13 protein-coding genes are annotated in these 15,484 nt (G+C 73.2%); 7 read left to right on the top strand and 6 right to left on the bottom strand.

Annotation, left to right across the window (positions count from 1 at the left end; translation table 11 throughout):
• Positions 1 to 47: 47 nt before the first annotated feature.
• Positions 48 to 896, top strand: coding sequence for a pyridoxal kinase PdxY (gene pdxY / locus VP06_RS16270; protein WP_048464822.1), 849 nt, complete (start codon positions 48 to 50; stop codon positions 894 to 896).
• Between the two features lie 61 nt (positions 897 to 957).
• Here pdxY and VP06_RS16265 read toward each other — a convergent pair whose 3' ends face one another.
• Positions 958 to 1,962, bottom strand: a complete 1,005-nt coding sequence (locus tag VP06_RS16265) for a DUF2891 domain-containing protein (RefSeq protein ID WP_048464821.1) — start codon at positions 1,960 to 1,962, stop codon at positions 958 to 960.
• A 209-nt stretch (positions 1,963 to 2,171) separates the two neighbouring features.
• Here VP06_RS16265 and VP06_RS16260 point away from each other — a divergent pair, with 209 nt between their 5' ends.
• The 4 genes from VP06_RS16260 to VP06_RS16245 all read left to right on the top strand — a co-directional run bounded on the left by VP06_RS16260 (position 2,172) and on the right by VP06_RS16245 (position 6,783).
• A complete protein-coding gene (locus tag VP06_RS16260; RefSeq protein ID WP_048464820.1) occupies positions 2,172 to 3,074 on the top strand; it encodes a PhzF family phenazine biosynthesis protein in 903 nt (300 codons plus the stop codon).
• Positions 3,071 to 3,778, top strand: a complete 708-nt coding sequence (locus VP06_RS16255; protein ID WP_197093217.1) for an NUDIX hydrolase — start codon at positions 3,071 to 3,073, stop codon at positions 3,776 to 3,778. The genes VP06_RS16260 and VP06_RS16255 overlap by 4 nt, the downstream gene beginning before the upstream one ends.
• Before the next feature lie 615 nt (positions 3,779 to 4,393).
• Positions 4,394 to 6,349 (top strand): alpha/beta hydrolase domain-containing protein, encoded by a 1,956-nt coding sequence (locus VP06_RS16250; protein WP_082167432.1) that lies wholly within the window; start codon positions 4,394 to 4,396, stop codon positions 6,347 to 6,349.
• A 65-nt stretch (positions 6,350 to 6,414) separates the two neighbouring features.
• Positions 6,415 to 6,783: a hypothetical protein gene (locus VP06_RS16245; protein WP_048464819.1), complete on the top strand. Its 369-nt coding sequence runs from the start codon at positions 6,415 to 6,417 to the stop codon at positions 6,781 to 6,783.
• Between the two features lie 22 nt (positions 6,784 to 6,805).
• Here VP06_RS16245 and VP06_RS16240 read toward each other — a convergent pair whose 3' ends face one another.
• Positions 6,806 to 7,321 carry a CreA family protein gene (locus VP06_RS16240; RefSeq protein ID WP_048464818.1) on the bottom strand — a complete coding sequence of 172 codons (516 nt, stop codon included), beginning with the start codon at positions 7,319 to 7,321 and terminating at the stop codon, positions 6,806 to 6,808.
• A gap of 184 nt (positions 7,322 to 7,505) precedes the next feature.
• Between VP06_RS16240 and VP06_RS16235 the strand changes: the two genes are divergently transcribed.
• Both VP06_RS16235 and VP06_RS38775 read left to right on the top strand, forming a co-directional pair.
• Positions 7,506 to 8,540 carry a DUF2865 domain-containing protein gene (locus VP06_RS16235; protein WP_048464817.1) on the top strand — a complete coding sequence of 345 codons (1,035 nt, stop codon included), beginning with the start codon at positions 7,506 to 7,508 and terminating at the stop codon, positions 8,538 to 8,540.
• Positions 8,541 to 9,674: 1,134 nt separating this feature from the next.
• A complete protein-coding gene (locus tag VP06_RS38775; protein ID WP_342586825.1) occupies positions 9,675 to 10,757 on the top strand; it encodes an OmpA family protein in 1,083 nt (360 codons plus the stop codon).
• A 411-nt stretch (positions 10,758 to 11,168) separates the two neighbouring features.
• On the opposite strand, the gene VP06_RS16225 is transcribed toward VP06_RS38775, so the two are convergent.
• Genes VP06_RS16225 through VP06_RS16210 form a run of 4 tightly spaced genes read right to left on the bottom strand, consistent with a single transcriptional unit; the run spans position 11,169 to position 15,404 of the window.
• Entirely contained in the window at positions 11,169 to 11,645 is a 477-nt protein-coding gene (locus VP06_RS16225; RefSeq protein ID WP_048464815.1) for a hypothetical protein, read from the bottom strand.
• A 57-nt stretch (positions 11,646 to 11,702) separates the two neighbouring features.
• Positions 11,703 to 13,010 carry a flavin monoamine oxidase family protein gene (locus tag VP06_RS16220; RefSeq protein WP_048464814.1) on the bottom strand — a complete coding sequence of 436 codons (1,308 nt, stop codon included), beginning with the start codon at positions 13,008 to 13,010 and terminating at the stop codon, positions 11,703 to 11,705.
• Positions 13,011 to 13,018: 8 nt separating this feature from the next.
• A complete protein-coding gene (locus VP06_RS16215) occupies positions 13,019 to 13,573 on the bottom strand; it encodes a hypothetical protein (protein WP_156295640.1) in 555 nt (184 codons plus the stop codon).
• Between the two features lie 4 nt (positions 13,574 to 13,577).
• Positions 13,578 to 15,404 (bottom strand): hypothetical protein, encoded by a 1,827-nt coding sequence (locus tag VP06_RS16210; protein WP_048464813.1) that lies wholly within the window; start codon positions 15,402 to 15,404, stop codon positions 13,578 to 13,580.
• Positions 15,405 to 15,484 lie beyond the last annotated feature (80 nt).

Genomic DNA, 15,484 nt, shown 5'->3' with positions numbered 1-15,484 from the left:
GCCCCGGCCGGGGCCCGGTCGCACCTTCCGTGGGGTCTCGTGTCGCGATGAACGTCCTGTCGATCCAATCCCACGTCGCCTACGGCCATGTCGGCAACGCCTCGGCGGTCTTCCCGATGCAACGGCTCGGGGTCGAGGTCTGGGCAGTGCACACCGTGCAGTTCTCGAACCATACCGGCTACGGCGCCTGGCGCGGCCGGGTCTTCGACGGCCCCGCGATCGAGGACCTGGTCGAGGGCATCGCCGAGCGCGGGGTGCTGCCGACCTGCGACGGGGTGCTCTCCGGCTATATGGGCTCGGCCGATATCGGCACCGCGATCCTGCGGGCGGTGGCGCGGGTGCGGGCGGCCAACCCCGCAGCGCTCTATTGCTGTGATCCGGTGATCGGCGATGTCGGCCGCGGGGTGTTCGTGCGGCCCGGCATCCCGGAATTCATGCGCGACCATGCGGTGCCGGCAGCCGACATCATCACCCCGAACCAGTTCGAGCTGGATTACCTGAGCGGGATCAAGATCCGGACCCTGGCCGATGCCAAGGCCGCGGTGGCCGCCGTGCAGGCGAGCGGGCCGAAGGTGGTGCTGGTCACCTCGCTCCACACCGAGGAGACGCCCGACGACAGCATCGACATGCTGGCCGGCGCCGACGGGCTGTTCTGGCGCCTGCGCACCCCCCGCCTGTCGCTCGCCATCAACGGCGCGGGCGACGCCACCGCGGCCCTGTTCCTGGTGCATTACGCCCGCAGCCGCTCGGCCGGCGAGGCGCTGGGCGCCGCCGCCGCCTCGATCTTCGGCCTCCTGCGCCGCACCGCGGAAGCGGGTTCACGGGAGATCCTGACCGTGGCGGCGCAGGACGAGTTCGTGGCGCCGAGCCGCACCTTCCTGGTCGAGGCGGTGTGAAGGCTCAGGCTTCCGGAGTCCGGCTACGCCTCCAGAGCTGAACTATGCCTCCAGCGCCAGGCTATGCCTCCAGTGCCAGGAGTGCGAAGCTCGCCAGCCAGTGCTCGCCCATGTAGTCGTCGGCGAGGTGCGGCAGCGCCGCGTCGAGATGGGCCTCGGCCGCGTCCCGCAGCACCGGCACCCGGGCATCCGCCGCCGGCAGCGCGGCGGCGAGCGCCCGCAGGCACCAGGCGCGGCTGAGGTTGAGCCCGTCGAGATGGGCGATCTTGCCGTCGCTGCGGTCCGTGACGGTCGCCGGCCGGAACAGGGTTTCGGGCTGGCGCTCGGCGAGGCGCGGCAGGAAGCGGTCGAACCAGGGCAGGAAGTCTTCGGCCGGCATCAGGCGGCGCAAGGCTTCGGCCTCGATCAGCGCGGAGGACAGGAAGTCGTCCCCGCTCGGCTCGCCCCAGGCGGGGCAATCGGCGTCCGGGCCGTACCAGCGCGCGGCGGTGGCGCGCAGCAGCCCCGTCAGGCCGGCATCCCCGGTGCCCTCCGCATAATCCGCCGCCATGCGCAACCCGAAGGCGGTGTTGAAATGCGTGCCGACCCGCACCGGATAGGGCGAGAGCGGCAGGAACTCGCGGAAGCGCTGCGCAACGATCTCGGCCAGCGGCGCCAGCGCCCGCGCCCAGCGCGGCTCGGGGAGACGTCCCAGCTCGTCGGCGAGCGTGAGCGCCCAGGCCCAGCCATAGGGACGCTTGAACCCCCGCGCCGTCGGCGCCGCGAGATAGGCGCACTCGCCTGCGACCCTCTCGGGCGTCACCTGCCGGTCGAACAGCGCCCGGATCGCGTCGGCCTGCGGCCCCTCGGGGAAGCGGCGCAGAACCCGGGCGAGCAGCCAGTAGCCGTGGACGCAGGAATGCCAGTCGAAGCTGCCGTAGAATACGGGATGCAGCGCGGCCGGCGTGCGGGCATCCTCCGGGCCGGCGAGGGTGTGATCCGGCTTGTTCGGGTATTCCCGGGTGACGTGGCCGAGGGTGAGGGCGGCGAAGCGGGCGGCGGTGTCGGCGGTCAGGATGTGGGGCATCGCAGGGCGCTCCGTCGGGTCGTGCCGCTCGCCTACACCATCCGCCGCCCCCGGTGCAGCGCCGGCGGTCGCAGCGGCTGAGCGCCATCATGGCAAACTCGTGAAATGGCCATCACGCCTCTGCGTGACCGCCCATCCGCCACTGGGGCTTGCATCCCCCGACCGATCCGTGCTGCCTCGCCCCGAGCCCCGTCAAGGACGAGAACCCGATGCCCGCACGCCGCTACGCCATCCTGGACGTGTTCACCGACACGGCGCTTGCCGGCAACCCGCTGGCCGTGGTGCTCGACGCCGAGGGGCTGGACGAGGCCGCGATGCAGGCCATCGCCCGCGAGTTCAACCTGTCGGAGACGGTGTTCGTGCTGCCCCCCGCCGAGGACAGGCACCGGGCGCGGCTGCGGATCTTCACGCCGACCCAGGAACTCGCCTTCGCGGGCCACCCCACCGTCGGCACCGCGGTGCTGCTCGCCCTCGGCGACAGACGGGCGGAGATCGCCGACGCGGTGGCGTTCGGGCTGGAGGAGCAGGTCGGGGTGGTGCCCTGCGTGGTCGAGACCGCCGACGGCCGGGGCCGCGCCCGCTTCCGCCTGCCGCGCCTGCCGGAGAGCTGGGGCGAGGAGCCGGACGCGACCGCCCTCGCCGCCGCTCTGAACCTGTCGCCCTCCGAGATCGGCTATGCCCGCCACCGGCCGAGCCGCTACAGCGCCGGCACGCAGTTCCATCTCGTGCCGGTCCAGGGGCTCGATGCCCTGGCCCGGGCACGCACCAGCGCCGAGGCGATGGTGCAGGCCCTCGGCCCCGGCTCCAAGGCGTTCCTCTATACCGGCGAGACCGGGGATCCGGCCCACAGCTTCCGGGCCCGGATGTTCGCCCCCGCCGCCGGCATCGCGGAGGATCCGGCGACCGGCGGCGCCGTCGCGGCCTTCGCGGGCGCCCTGATGCAGTTCGAGCCGTTGGGCAGCGGCACCCACGACCTCGTCATCGCGCAGGGGATCGAGATGGGCCGGCCGAGCGAGATCGCGCTCCAGCTCACCATCGAGGACGGGGCGTTGCGGGCGGCCGAGATCGGCGGGAGCGCCGTGCTGGTCTCCGAGGGCGTGCTGCACCTGTGACGGGCGTCACCCTCACCCCGGCCCGGCGGATCGACGCCCGGATGGTCGCCCATGACTGGCGCTGGGCCCGCGACAACCGCGGGGCGATCCTGGCGCATTGGGAGACCCGGCGGGCGGAGCGTCCGGCGATGTTCAACGGCACGGTGCTGATGCTGCGCCGGTGGGACCTCGCGGACGGAGTCCTCACGGTCGACCTGTTCGAGGCCGAGTACGCCGCCCTCACCGCCCTGAAGGATTGGGGCTTCCCGGATGGGAGCGTCGTCAACGTCTTCGCGGCGGCGGTGCCGCGCACCCGGGACGGCACTTTCGTGCTCGGCGTGATGGGTCCGCACACCGCCGCCGCCGGGCGGGTCTACTTTCCCTGCGGCACGCCGGACCCGACCGATATCGGGGCGGATGGCCGCGTCGACCTCGCGGCGAGCGCGCTGCGCGAGTTGCGGGAGGAGACCGGCCTCGTCGCCCCGGAGGGGCCGGATCCCGGCTGGATCATCGTGCGGGACGGCGGCCTGATGGCCCTGCTGCGTCCGGTCCAGCTCGCCGAGGACGAGGCCGTGGTGCGGGAGCGGGTCGCCGCCCATCTCGCCGCCGAGGCGGAGCCGGAGCTGTCGGCGATCGTCGGGGTGCGCGAACATGCCGATCTCGATCCCGCCCGGATGCCCCATTTCGTCCGGCACTACCTCGCGGCCGTGCTGGATGGGTCTTGATACGGCTCCGCTTGATCCGTTCGAAGAGAAGTAAAGCGTCACTCCAATCTCCCGTGGGGGAGAGGGCCCTCGGGGGATCGAAGATTCCGCGTGAGGATGTGACGCTTCCGTGTCGAGCGTCGAGCTGTCGGCTCGACGGTGTGAGCGTCACGCTCTCGCGCGATCTCCGATCGCCCCGCCCCTCTCCCATGGCTTGAGCGATACCGGGCAAGCCCGGCAACGCCTGGAGAGGGGATCCCGCGCGGTGATGGTGTCTGAACAGATCAAGAGAAATTTGTACGATCCAAGCATGACATCTTATACCAACGGTCGTTGGAAACGACCTTTGGTTCCGTTCGCGAATTTTCGCCAAGCCTCTGGCTTGGTATCAAAAATTTGAGATGGTTCATCGGCCCGATGCGTCAGCATCTTGGGCCGATGGTATTAGGTAGATTTCGCCGAAGTGGTCACCGGATCGGCGGCAAAAATCTGCACCAAAACAAAAACCTAAGCGGCCGACGCGTTGGCCTGCCAACGCAAGTCTGCTGAGCGGATGGGACAATTCACAGCCGGGCGCCACACCGTTACGGTTCCTCCCAAGGTGCCCGTCCGTGGCGCCGCCAGGGAGGACCAGCGATGATCAGGCTGCCGAGGGCCATGGCCCTGGCGATGCTCGGGGGCGGCCTCGCCGCCGGACCGGCCGGGGCGGAGGTGACGCGCTTCGAGATCGTCTCGGCCGAGACACCGGCCCTTCAAGGCCGCAGCTTCGGCGAGCGCGGCACGGCGGAGAAGATCACCGGCCGGGCGACCATCGCCCTCGATCCCGCCGATCCCCACAACGCGATCATCGCCGACCTGGCCCTGGCGCCCCGCACCGCCGAGGGCCGGGTCGAGGCCACGGCCGACGTGGTGCTGCTGCGGCCACAGCGCCCCAACGGGCTCCTGCTGGTGGAGATCCCCAATCGGGGCCGCAAGCTGATCGGTCCCCTGGTCGAGGGCTCCTCGAGCCAGGCGTCGGGCCGGCTCGAACGGGCGGACGATGCGGGACGCGGCTTCCTGCTGTCGCGCGGCTATACCCTGGCCTGGATCGGCTGGCAGGGCGACATCGCCCCCGCCGCCGGCATGGGCATCCGCCTGCCGGTGCTCGCCGGCGTAACGGGCCCCTCGCGCGAGGAATGGAGCTTCGACACCACGACATCGCCGATCGAAGCGCCCCTGACCTGGCCGGCCGCCGATCTCGATCCGGCCAAGGCCCGCCTCACCGTGCGGGCGAAGCCCGAGGATCCGCGCACGACACCGCCGGGCCTGTCGTTCCGATTCGTCGATCCGAAGCGCATCGCGATCACCCGGCCGGAGGGCTTCGACGGCAGCGCCCTCTACGAGCTGATCTACACCGCCCGCGACCCGGCGGTGATGGGCCTCGGCCTCGCGGCGATCCGGGACGTGGCGACCTTCCTGCGCCACGACACCAGCGCGCGCAACCCGCTCGCCGCGAACGGGCGCAGCACCATCGACCGGGCGGTCGGCTTCGGCATCTCGCAATCGGGCCGGGTGCTGCGCGACCTCCTCTATCTCGGCCTCAACGAGGACGAGCGCGGCCGGATGGTGTTCGACGGGATGATGCCGCACATTGCCGGCAGCCGGCGCAGCTTCACCAATGCCCGCTTCGCCCAGCCCGGCCGCAATCCCGGCCCCCATCTCGACCGCTCCTACCCGGCCGACCAGTTCCCCTTCGCCTACGAAACGACGACCGACGCCCTGACGGGCCGGCGCGACGGCCTCCTGCTGCGCTGCCGCCTGTCCAACACCTGTCCGCGCCTGATGCATGTCGACAGCGAGTACGAGTTGTGGGGCTCCCGCGGCGCGCTCGTGACCACCGACACGCGGGGCGCCGATCTGGCCCAGCCGCCGGAGGTGCGGGTCTACATGGTCACCGGTGCGCCGCACTTCGCCGATCCCGACGCGAAGACCGCGAGCGTGCCGGGTTGCGCCCTGCCGGTGAGCCCGATCCATGCCGGGGCAGCGTCGCGGGCGCTCCTCGTCGCCCTCGAAGCCTGGATCACCGATCGCGTCGCGCCTCCGGCCAGCCGCTATCCGTCGCGGGCCGACGGCACCCTGGGACCGGCCGCGCATCTCTATCCGCCGATTCCGGGCCTGCCCTATACCGGCCTCCATACCCCGGCCCAATGGGTCGAGCCCGGGGCCGGGCCGGGCGACCCGCCGGCTTTGCGCGGCACCTATCCCCTGCTGCTGCCGAAGGTCGATCCGGACGGCAACACGCTGGCGGGAATCCGGCTGCCGCTGATCGAGGTCCCCCGGGCGACCTACACCGCTTGGAACCCGACCCGTGGCGTCGCCGCCGACACCCTGTGCAACCAGAAGGGCGGCGTGCTCACCTTCCCGGCGACGAAGGCGGAGGCGCAAGCCGCCCACGACCCGCGGCCCTCGCTGGCGGAGCGCTACCCCGACGAGGGCGCCTACGCGACAGCGGTGCGGGCGGCGGCCGAGCGCATGGTGGCCGAGCGCACCCTGCTACCGTCGGATGCCGACGAGATGGCGAAGGCCGCAGCGGAGGGGCGGCTGGCGCGGTAAGGCTCAGCCCTCGGGACCCGCACGCCGTCGCGGGTCCCGCTCATGACATTCACAGCGGACACGCCATGGTCGCCAAGCTCGTCGAACTCGTCCGGGAGGCCGCTGCGCAGGCCCGCCTCGTCGCCCGGAGCTACCCGTCGGGGTGCAGCGCCGACGCGCTGCCCTGGGCCGTCATCCGGCTTTTCGACGACGACGTGCGCGGCCATGTCGAGCGCGATCCCCGGATCGAGGACCGGCGCGACCAGGTGCTGATCGCCGCGGTGAATCTCGCCGAGGCGAGACCCGACGACGGGTCGGAGGGGCCCGAGCGGGCGCGGCTGGTGGCGGCGATCAACGATCTCGAATGGATCGTGCTGAGCCGCGGCATCGCCAACCGCACCGCGTCCGCGCAGGGCTACGGCGAGGCCGGGCAGCGGCTCCGCGACGCGGGCTGAGACCCGGCGCGTAGGCCGGTCGTCAGCCCAGGAAGTCGCCGCATTTCGGCGGCGGCTCGGTCCCCCACGGCATCAGCGGCACCGTCGAGGTCGAGTTCTTCGGCGAGCCCTGCACCACCTTGTCGGAGTACACCATATAGATCAGGGTGTTGCGCTTGGCGTCGCAGCCGCGCACGATCTGCATGCTCTTGAAGATCAGCGAGCGGCGCTCGCTGAACACGACTTCGCCCTGCTTGATCTTGTCCTTGAACTTGACAGGCCCGATCTGGCGGCAGGAGAGCGAGATGTCGGACACCTCCTCGGCGAGGCCGAGGGTGCCCTTGATGCCGCCCTTCTCCGGCTGGGTATAGTGGCAGGCGACGCCGGCCACGTCCGGATCGTCGATGCCGTAGACCACGAGCTTGTCGTTCGGCGTCAGCGGCCGCCAGACGGTCGACTTGTCGAAGATCCGGTCCGGCTCCTGCGCCACCGCCGCGCCCGCGGCCAGCCCGAGACAGGCCACCCCGCAGAGCGCCGTGAGACCCCGCCGCCACACCATCGCATCAACCTTTCCCAAACAAGCGTAACCTATGTAGGGAGGGTGTCGCGCGGCGGCGAGGGCGGGTAGAACGATGCCGTCCCGTCCCGCCACGCTTGGGTCCCCATCCGGGGGACGGCTCGTCTTCGTCCGCCGCCCTCTCGGGGGCGGATCGTCCTCGCATCACGGCCGGTTCCCGCATACCATGCCGCTGCTTCGCCTCACGGTCCGGCTCCTCGCCGGCGTCCTTGCGACCCTTTCCTTGTGCCAGGCTGCCCTGGCCGAGCCCAACGCGGCCGCCTGCCAGCGCTTCCGCGCCGAGCTTGCGGGATTGCAGCGGGACTCGAACCGCGGCCAGATCGAGGAGATCCAGCAGCTCGTCGCCTATCGCCAGTCGATCGGCTGCGAGGGCGGGCGCTTCCTGTTCTTCGACATGCGGCCGCCGCAATGCGCCCAGGTCGAGCAGCGCATCCGCGCCCTCAATGCCGGCTACGGCGCGGGGGCCCGCGAGGTGTCAAATGCGCGCCGCGCGCAGCTGATCGCCGCCGTGAAGGACACCTGCACCGGCCTGCCGAGCGCCGCCGCGCTCCACCCGAAGCCGGCGGAGGGCTTCGGGCGCGGCGGGTCGCAGGTGATCTGCGTGCGGATGTGCGACGGTGCCTATTTCCCGATGCCGAACCTGCCCGACGGGCGGGAGGGGGCGGACGAGATGTGCCAGGCGCTCTGCCCTGGGGCCGAGGCCGCCGCCTACTCGATGCCGCCGACCGACAGCGGACTGACCCAGGCCGCCGCGATCCAGACCAAGCGCGCCTACTCGGCTCTGCCGAACGCCTTCAAGTTCCAGAAGACTTTCGTGCCGAACTGCTCGTGCAAGGGCACGCAGACCTGGGCGCAGGCGCTCGTCAAGGCCGAAAGCATGCTGGTGCGCCACAAGGGCGACATCTTCGTCACCCCGGCCCAGGCCGAGGCGATGTCGCGGCCGAAAGTGCGCCTGACCCTGGTCGGCCGCGCCGACCGGGCCGCCGCGGCCCTGGCCGCCACCGCCGCAAGCCGGGTCGAGGAGGCGACCGAGCCCGCCGCCGAGACGCCGCGGCCCGCCGTCGTCTTGGAGGAGCGTCCCGCGGTCCGGATCATCGCCCCCAACCTGATCCCGGTGCCCCTCGCCGCCAAGACGGACGGTCCGCAGGCAGCGGCGGTGACGGTTCCGCCTCCGGGCGCCGCCCCCGTCGCCACGCCCTGACCGAGCGGGGCGGCTGACCAACGGGAACCATCTCGCCGTCACTGTGTTCGAAGGGACCGACGACGGACGAGAGGTTCTCCCTTGATGCGCCCTGCCCGCGCACTGCTGCTGACCGGCACGATCCTGCCGGCGCTGCTGCTCCAGCCCCTTCTTGCGAGCCAGGTGGCGGCGCGAAGCGACGACGTGATCCGGCTGGCCCAGGGCGGGCCGGGAGAGCGGGGTGGTCCGGGTGGGCCCGGAGGCCCCGGCGAGCGCGGGCATGGCGGACCCGGAGCCCCAGGTGGCGGCCCGCGCCCAGAGCGTGGTCCAGCCGAGCGACCGGAGCCCCGCGAACGGCCGGAGCCGCGGCAGGAACGCCCTGAGCCTCGCCAGGAACGACCCGAACCCCGTCAGGAACGACCCGAACCCCGCCAAGAGCGCCCGGCGCCGCGGCCCGAGCCGCGCGAGCGGCCCGAGCCGCGTCAGGAGCGCCCGGAGCCGCAGCGCGAACGGCCCGAGCGGCAGGAGCCGCGCGACCGCCCATCGCCGCCGCGCGAGCGACCCGAGCCGCAGCAGCGGCCCGACCCTCAAGAGCGTGATCCGCAAGGCCGTCCCGACCGGCAGGAGCGCCCCGACCGCCAGGAGCGGCCCGACCGGCAGGAGCGGCCCGACCGGCAAGACCGTCAGGAGCCGCGCACGCCACGCGGAGAGGAGTACGGCCGTCCACCGGCTCCGCCGCAGGATCGCGGCCCGGCCGCGCGCCCCGACCAGCGCGAGCGTCCGGCGCCGGATGCGCGGCCGGATCGCCAGCCGGGTCAGGACCGCCCGCAGGATCGCCGCGACGAGAGACCCGAGCCGCGCGACGAGCGCCGCGGGCCCGACGCACCGGGCGGCCCGGCCCAGCGTGGCCCCGGCCAGCCGCCGGCTCCGGGACAAGCCCCCGGGGAGCCCCCGGGCCGGCCGGCGCCACCGGTCGGCGGGCCGAGCCAGTCCGAACCGAACCGCCCGCCCGCCGGCGAGCCGCAGCCCGGCGCTCCAGGGCGAGGACCGGGCCGACCGGAGGCACCCGGCACCGGTCCGAACGGCACGCCCCTTCCCCCGAATCAGCAGCCCGGTGTGCCGGGCCGGCCCTTCGTGCCGGGTGGAGGCGGAGGAATGCCGGAGGACCGCGGCGTCGATCGGCGCGACCCGCGCGACCAGGATCGGCGAGACGGCGACCGCCGAGGCGTCGACCGGAGCGGGCCGGACGACCGGGGCGACCTGCCCGGCGGCTACCGGCGCGATGCGCCGGACTATGTGCCGGGCGGGTTCCGCCGCGGCGACATCGACGTGCGCAGCTACGAGGATGTCCGCCGCGCCCGGCGCGAGTTCAACGAGAATGGCCGCGTGATCATTCGCGAGCCCGGCCGGGTGATCGTGCGCGACGACGACCGCTACTTCCTGCGCCACGACGAGACCGAGCGCTTCCGCCTCCTCGACCGCGACGCCCGCATCGAGAGGCGCGGCCGCGACACGGTGACGATCATCGACCGCCCCGGCGGCATCCAGGTCTTCACGGTGGTGGACGACGACGGTCGCCTGCTGCGGCGCACCCGTCGCGGTCCCGATGGTCGCGAGGTGGTGCTGATCGACAATTCCTATGCGGGCCCGCCGCGGTCGATCGAGCAGGACGTGGTGGTGCTGCCGCCACCCGATATCCGCATCCCCCGCGAGCGCTACGTGGTCGAGGCGGAGCAGGCCGACGAGGGGGCGATCTACGAGGCGCTCACCGCTCCGCCGGTGGCTCCGGTCGAGCGGCGCTATACCCTCGACCAGGTGCGCTACAGCCCGACCCTGCGCGCCCGCATGCGCAGCGTCGACATCGATACGATCACCTTCGACACCGGCTCGTGGCAGGTGACGCCCGACCAGGCCCGCCGCCTCGCCACCATCGCGGCGGCGATCAACCAGGCGATCCGGAACAACCCGCAGGAGGTGTTCCTGATCGAGGGCTACACCGATGCGGTCGGCAGCGACGTCGACAACCTCTCGCTCTCCGACAGGCGCGCCCAATCGGTGGCCGAGGTGCTGACCCGCGACTTCAAGGTACCGCCGGAAAACCTCACCACCCAGGGCTATGGCGAGCAGTCCCTGAAGGTGAACACGCAAGGCCCCTCGCGGGAGAACCGCCGGGTCACCGTGCGGCGCATCACTCCGCTGATCCAGCAGCAGCCATCGCAGGCCCAGCCGCCGCGATAGCGCCAAGACATTCAGGGGTGAGACCTCACCGCAAGGCGGGCCTCGCCCCGGGCGCAGACCGCCCGTGCGGTCTGCGGTCTCTCGGCAGCGACCCACTCCGACAGCAGCGCGCCGATCGGCCGAGACATGGGGAGCCCCTCCGCTCGGAATCGCCGAGGGCTCTCCCCGCCGGCCCGTCCCCGCTCACGGTCGAGCATGCGATGCTCGGCCACGGTGCGCTCGTCGAGGGTTCAGGGGCGCCGCGATCCGCATGCAGGATCGTGCCGCCGCCGCATCGGCGCGATGATCCATTCGCGATCGTCACGCGACAGGACGCGGCCTGCCATCCCCGAAGGGGGAGGTTCACACGGAACGTCGCGCGAAAGGCCCTCGACCCACCTTTGCCGCGCCGGACCATCATTCCGGCGGCGGCTACTTCCCGGCTGGCGCGTCGCTCGCCGTGGTGAAGGTCCCCTCGAAGCGGCCGCGCTGGGTATCGGCCGCGCAGGCGACGGTCGAACGGCCGGGGCCCGCGGGGGGGAAGCGACAGGAGCCGACGGTCATCAGCGTATCGCGGGTGATGCCGCCATCGGTCCCCTTCACCATGAGGATCACGGCGCTGACCGGCTGGAGCGCGTCGACGCCGACCTCCTCCTGGCGGTCCTGCGGCATGCCGGTGCCGCTGAAGCTGACCGTGGTGCCGTCGCTCGACGTGAAGTCGAACGAGGTGCGCCGGCCCTGGACCGTGTTGACGAGACTCTCGCCGCAGGTCGGGCTGACATCCCGGCCGGCGATGACGAGCTTCTCGCAGGCGCCCTTGAGCACGTTGCGGGTCAGCGGCTGGGCATGGGACCCGACCACGCAGGAGAGGCCGAGGAGCAGGACGAGAGTGAGGAGGCGTGTCAGCATGGCGGGAATGTAGGGAGCCTTCGTGGCAATCACACGATGGATTTTAGGAGAACGCCGTCAGGCGAGCGCGGCGGCGATCGCGTCGGCCGCCCGCTCCCCCTCCGCGAAGGCGCCGCCCGCGGTGCCCCATTGCTCGCGCGACAAGGCCTCGCCGGCAAACCAGATCCGCGCGGCCACCGCCTCCTTCAGGAGGTCGCGGGCCTTCGCATGGCCCGGCGGCACCACCGCCCAGGAGCCGCGCGACCAGGGATCGTGGCGCCACTCGGTCACCGCCGGCACGGCCAGGTCGCGAAGCGCACCGCGCCCGACCTGCTCGGCCAGGGTCTCGCGCACCAGCCGCCGCGCGCCGTCGGCCCCGGCGCGGGCCGCGTCGAGGCGGGCGGCCAGGGGCACGTCGAGTTCGAAATAGTGGAACGGCGTCCCGTCGACCCGCGTCAGCAGGCCGGGCGGCTGAAGCCGGCCCCCGATCAGGCTCGCCAGCCGGTCGCGGCCACGGAACGGCGAGGCCGGCCAGTGCACCACCACGTGCTCGTAGATGCCGGTTCGGAAACCGTCGATGGCCGCACGGACCGGGCCCGGCAGGTCGGGGGCGAAGCGGAGCGCCGGAGCGGGCTCCTGCAACACCATCATCGGGGCAGTGACGAGGGCGGCCCGCGCCCGCATCGTCCCGCGTGCCCCGAGATCGAGCCGAACCCCCTCCCCGGCCCAGTCGAGGGCGATCACCGGCGTGGCGAGGGCCACCGGCAGCCCGGCGGCGAGGCGGGCGAGATAGGCGCCGTAACCGCCGGCAATGAAGAAGTTGTCGCCGTATTCCATGCTGGGGAAGTCGTGCAGGCTGATCTCGGTCAGCGGCCGGCCCGAGACGAGACCGTGCACCAGAGAGACCCGCTTGCCCCAGGGCCCGAGGCCCGGCGGCAAGGCTTCGGCCGCGGGCCGGTCCTCGGCGCCCAAGCGCGCGCCGTCGGTCATCGCCCGGTCGGCGACGGACCAGGCGCGGCCGAAGGCCAGCTCCTCCGCCGCCCGGCCCGGCCGGCGCCCGACCCAGAGGTGGCTCTCCTGCGCCGCCCGGCGCAGGGGCTCGCCGCGCTGAAAACCGAGGGTCACCAGGGGGTTGATCGGCCCGGCATGGAGCCAGTGGGCGCCGAGATCGACCGGATGGCCGCGCAGGGCGGTGGTGACGGTGCGGCCGCCGAGCCGCCCGCGGGCCTCCAGCACGGCGACCGCCAGGCCGCGGGCGAGGAGCCGGCGCGCCGCACCGATCCCGGCGGCGCCGGCGCCGATCACCGCCACGTCCGGTTCGGCCGGCAGGGCCGCCAGCGGCGGGAGGCTGGTCGGGCTCAGATGCTCGTGTGCGGCGCGCGGCATGCGGGTCGTCACCCCTCGTTCGCTTCGGTGCCCGTGGCTGCCGCGATCCCGGCGAGCCAGCGGGTCAGCCGCCCGCCGCTCGTCGCCAGGACGGGGCAGCCGGCCTGGCTGCGGATGTAGAGCGCGAGGCTCGATCGGCCCTCCCCGCGGCCGACAATCTCGACCGTGATCGTGTCGGGGCAGCGCAGCACGGCGGTGCGGGCGACGTAGCGGTCCTGTTCGCCCCACCGGTCGGTGAAGACCAGGGCGGTGCGCGGCTGGCGCTCGGCCCAAGCCCGGACGATCTCGCGCAGGCGCGCCCCCGGCACGGCGAGATCCGGCGGCACCGCGTCGGCCTGGGCGAGCGGACAGATATCGGCCGCGCAGGCGAGCGCGTCGCTCCGGGACGGCACACGGCGCAGCGACGCGAAATCGACCGGGCCGAGATCGGGCGGGCCGAACAGGGCGATCCAGACCTCCTCGATGCCGCCGGGCTCCTCGCCGCGGGCGACCGCCACGGCCCCGGCGGCCAGAACCGCCAGGACGAGGGCGAGGAGGCAGAGCGCGGCGACACGCCCGATCACGCTTTTAGCCTTTCGCGGCGCCGGCCGAGAGACGCCAGACCCGGAGCGGCGTGTCCGGCACCGGGACCGGCTCCAGCCCGGGCGGGGTGATCGCGCCCTGGCCGAGCCGGGCCACGACGCTTGGTGCCTCGCCCGGCTTCGCGGGAGGGGCACAGGCCACGATGTAGTCCGCCCCGACCCGCGCAGCCACCCTTGCGAGTGCGTTCTCGTCCCGGAACGCCTCGATGGAGGCGGCAAGGCCCGGCAGTGCCCGGTGGTAGGGAGCCGCCACCACGGCATGATGGCTGTGCAAGAGCAGGTTCGGCCCGAGATCGATCTCGGCGAGGATCAGTCCGGGCGGCAGGACATCGAGCGCCGCGATGGCCTGGCGATCGCTGCACCGGCGCCAGGCGGCGTGCTCGGCCTCGAACGCCTTCTCGGTGCCCGTGAGCGCCTGCGGGATCCCCGCCACGAGGAGCCAGACCTTGCCGCACAGGGCGAGGCTCAGGGCCAGGGCGGCGAGGCGGCGGCGCGGCGTCGCCTCGGGCACGCGCAGGAGGGCCACCGCCCGGTCGAGGACCGGACCGGCCACCACGGGCACGAAGGCGCCGGCGACGTAGAGGCCGCGGAACTGCGCCGTCCCGATCGCCACGCCGAGCCCGAGCGCGCCGGCGGCGCCGGCCATCAGGCGGCGCTCGGCCGGGTCCCGCCCGCACCACGCCCACAGCCCCGCCACGACGGCGCCGATCAGCACCGGGACGTGGCCGGCCAGGACCGCATCGGGCGCCATTCGGACGAGCTGCCAGACCGGGCGCATCTCGCGCACCTTCACCAGCCACTCCGCGCGCACGAGATCGGGCATGCCGGTGAACGGCCCGGCGGCGCAGGCCGGGAACAGGGCGAGGAAGCCCCCGACCGCGACGCCGCCGCACAAGGCGAGCAGCCCGAGCCGCAGGCCCCACCCGCGCGCCTCCGGCACCAGGGCCGCCGCGGAGGCCGTGACGGCGGCGGCGGCCCCGAGCCAGAGCCAGGGCGGCGAGAGCGCGTCGCAGGCGGTCGCGGTCCAGAGGGCCGGCCCGGTCTGGACGACGAACAAAGCCGGGGCGACGAGGCCGAAGCCGAGGCCGAAGCCGAGGAAGGGCGGCAGGGTTGCACGCCCGTCGCGCAGCCAGAGGCCGGCGAGGACGAGGCCGGCACCGGCGATGAACGGCAGCGCCTCCAGCCCGACCGCGAGCGAGAACGCCGCCAGCGCACCCGCCATCGCACCGTCCCGCAGCGTCGGGGCCGGCCGGGCGACGCACAGGACGAGGGCGAGGATCGCGCAGATCTGGACGTTGTGGTGGTCGATCCGCCCTGGGGCGAACAGGCCGGTGACGAAGACCGCCTGGGTGGCCGCGAAGACCGCGAAGGCCGCGGCGCGCCAGCCGAAGACGCGCCGGACACCCCGGTAGAGGATCACCGCGTAAAGGACGAGGAGCATCAGCGGCCACAGCACCGCGGCGATCCCCTCCGCCAGGGCCGGCCCGGCGACGGGGCGCGCGAGCAGGATCAGGCCGGCGATCGGCGCGTCGACGAGCCGCGACCAATGCAGCGGCGGCGCGCCGGCATGGCGGTGCTGGGCGAGATCGAACCAGGCTTGGCCGGCGAGGAGGTCACGCACCTGCACGAGCCGCATGGCGTCGTCGGTGTCCGGCAGGCGCAGGTCGCGCAACACGGCGACGAGATCGGGCCAGGACACGATTCCGGCGAGCCCCGCCAGGACGATGAGCCAGACGAGAACCGGCCGCTCGAAGGGAGAACGCTGCGCCGCCTCCGATCCGGACCGGGCCTGGGGGAGCGGAGCGGCGAGCATGGCGGAATCCTGCGGGCCGGAACGACACGGGCGGCTCCCGGCTTCGCACGGGCGCCCTTACCCCCCGGTTAGCGGGGGCG

Origin of the sequence: Methylobacterium aquaticum (assembly GCF_001043915.1) — a bacterium.
Taxonomy (GTDB): Bacteria; Pseudomonadota; Alphaproteobacteria; order Rhizobiales; family Beijerinckiaceae; genus Methylobacterium; species Methylobacterium aquaticum.
Note: the sequence above shows the minus strand (reverse complement) of the source record. Positions and strands in the feature narration are given on the sequence as shown.

Coding starts and splice junctions, on each gene's coding strand:
- VP06_RS16210 (WP_048464813.1), bottom strand. CDS start 15,404: ATGCTCGCCGCTCCGCTCCCCCAGGCCCGGTCCGGATCGGAGGCGGCG.
- VP06_RS16260 (WP_048464820.1), top strand. CDS start 2,172: ATGCCCGCACGCCGCTACGCCATCCTGGACGTGTTCACCGACACGGCG.
- VP06_RS16240 (WP_048464818.1), bottom strand. CDS start 7,321: ATGGTGTGGCGGCGGGGTCTCACGGCGCTCTGCGGGGTGGCCTGTCTC.
- VP06_RS16245 (WP_048464819.1), top strand. CDS start 6,415: ATGGTCGCCAAGCTCGTCGAACTCGTCCGGGAGGCCGCTGCGCAGGCC.
- VP06_RS16225 (WP_048464815.1), bottom strand. CDS start 11,645: ATGCTGACACGCCTCCTCACTCTCGTCCTGCTCCTCGGCCTCTCCTGC.
- VP06_RS16265 (WP_048464821.1), bottom strand. CDS start 1,962: ATGCCCCACATCCTGACCGCCGACACCGCCGCCCGCTTCGCCGCCCTC.
- VP06_RS16220 (WP_048464814.1), bottom strand. CDS start 13,010: ATGCCGCGCGCCGCACACGAGCATCTGAGCCCGACCAGCCTCCCGCCG.
- VP06_RS38775 (WP_342586825.1), top strand. CDS start 9,675: ATGCCGGAGGACCGCGGCGTCGATCGGCGCGACCCGCGCGACCAGGAT.
- VP06_RS16235 (WP_048464817.1), top strand. CDS start 7,506: ATGCCGCTGCTTCGCCTCACGGTCCGGCTCCTCGCCGGCGTCCTTGCG.
- VP06_RS16250 (WP_082167432.1), top strand. CDS start 4,394: ATGATCAGGCTGCCGAGGGCCATGGCCCTGGCGATGCTCGGGGGCGGC.
- pdxY (WP_048464822.1), top strand. CDS start 48: ATGAACGTCCTGTCGATCCAATCCCACGTCGCCTACGGCCATGTCGGC.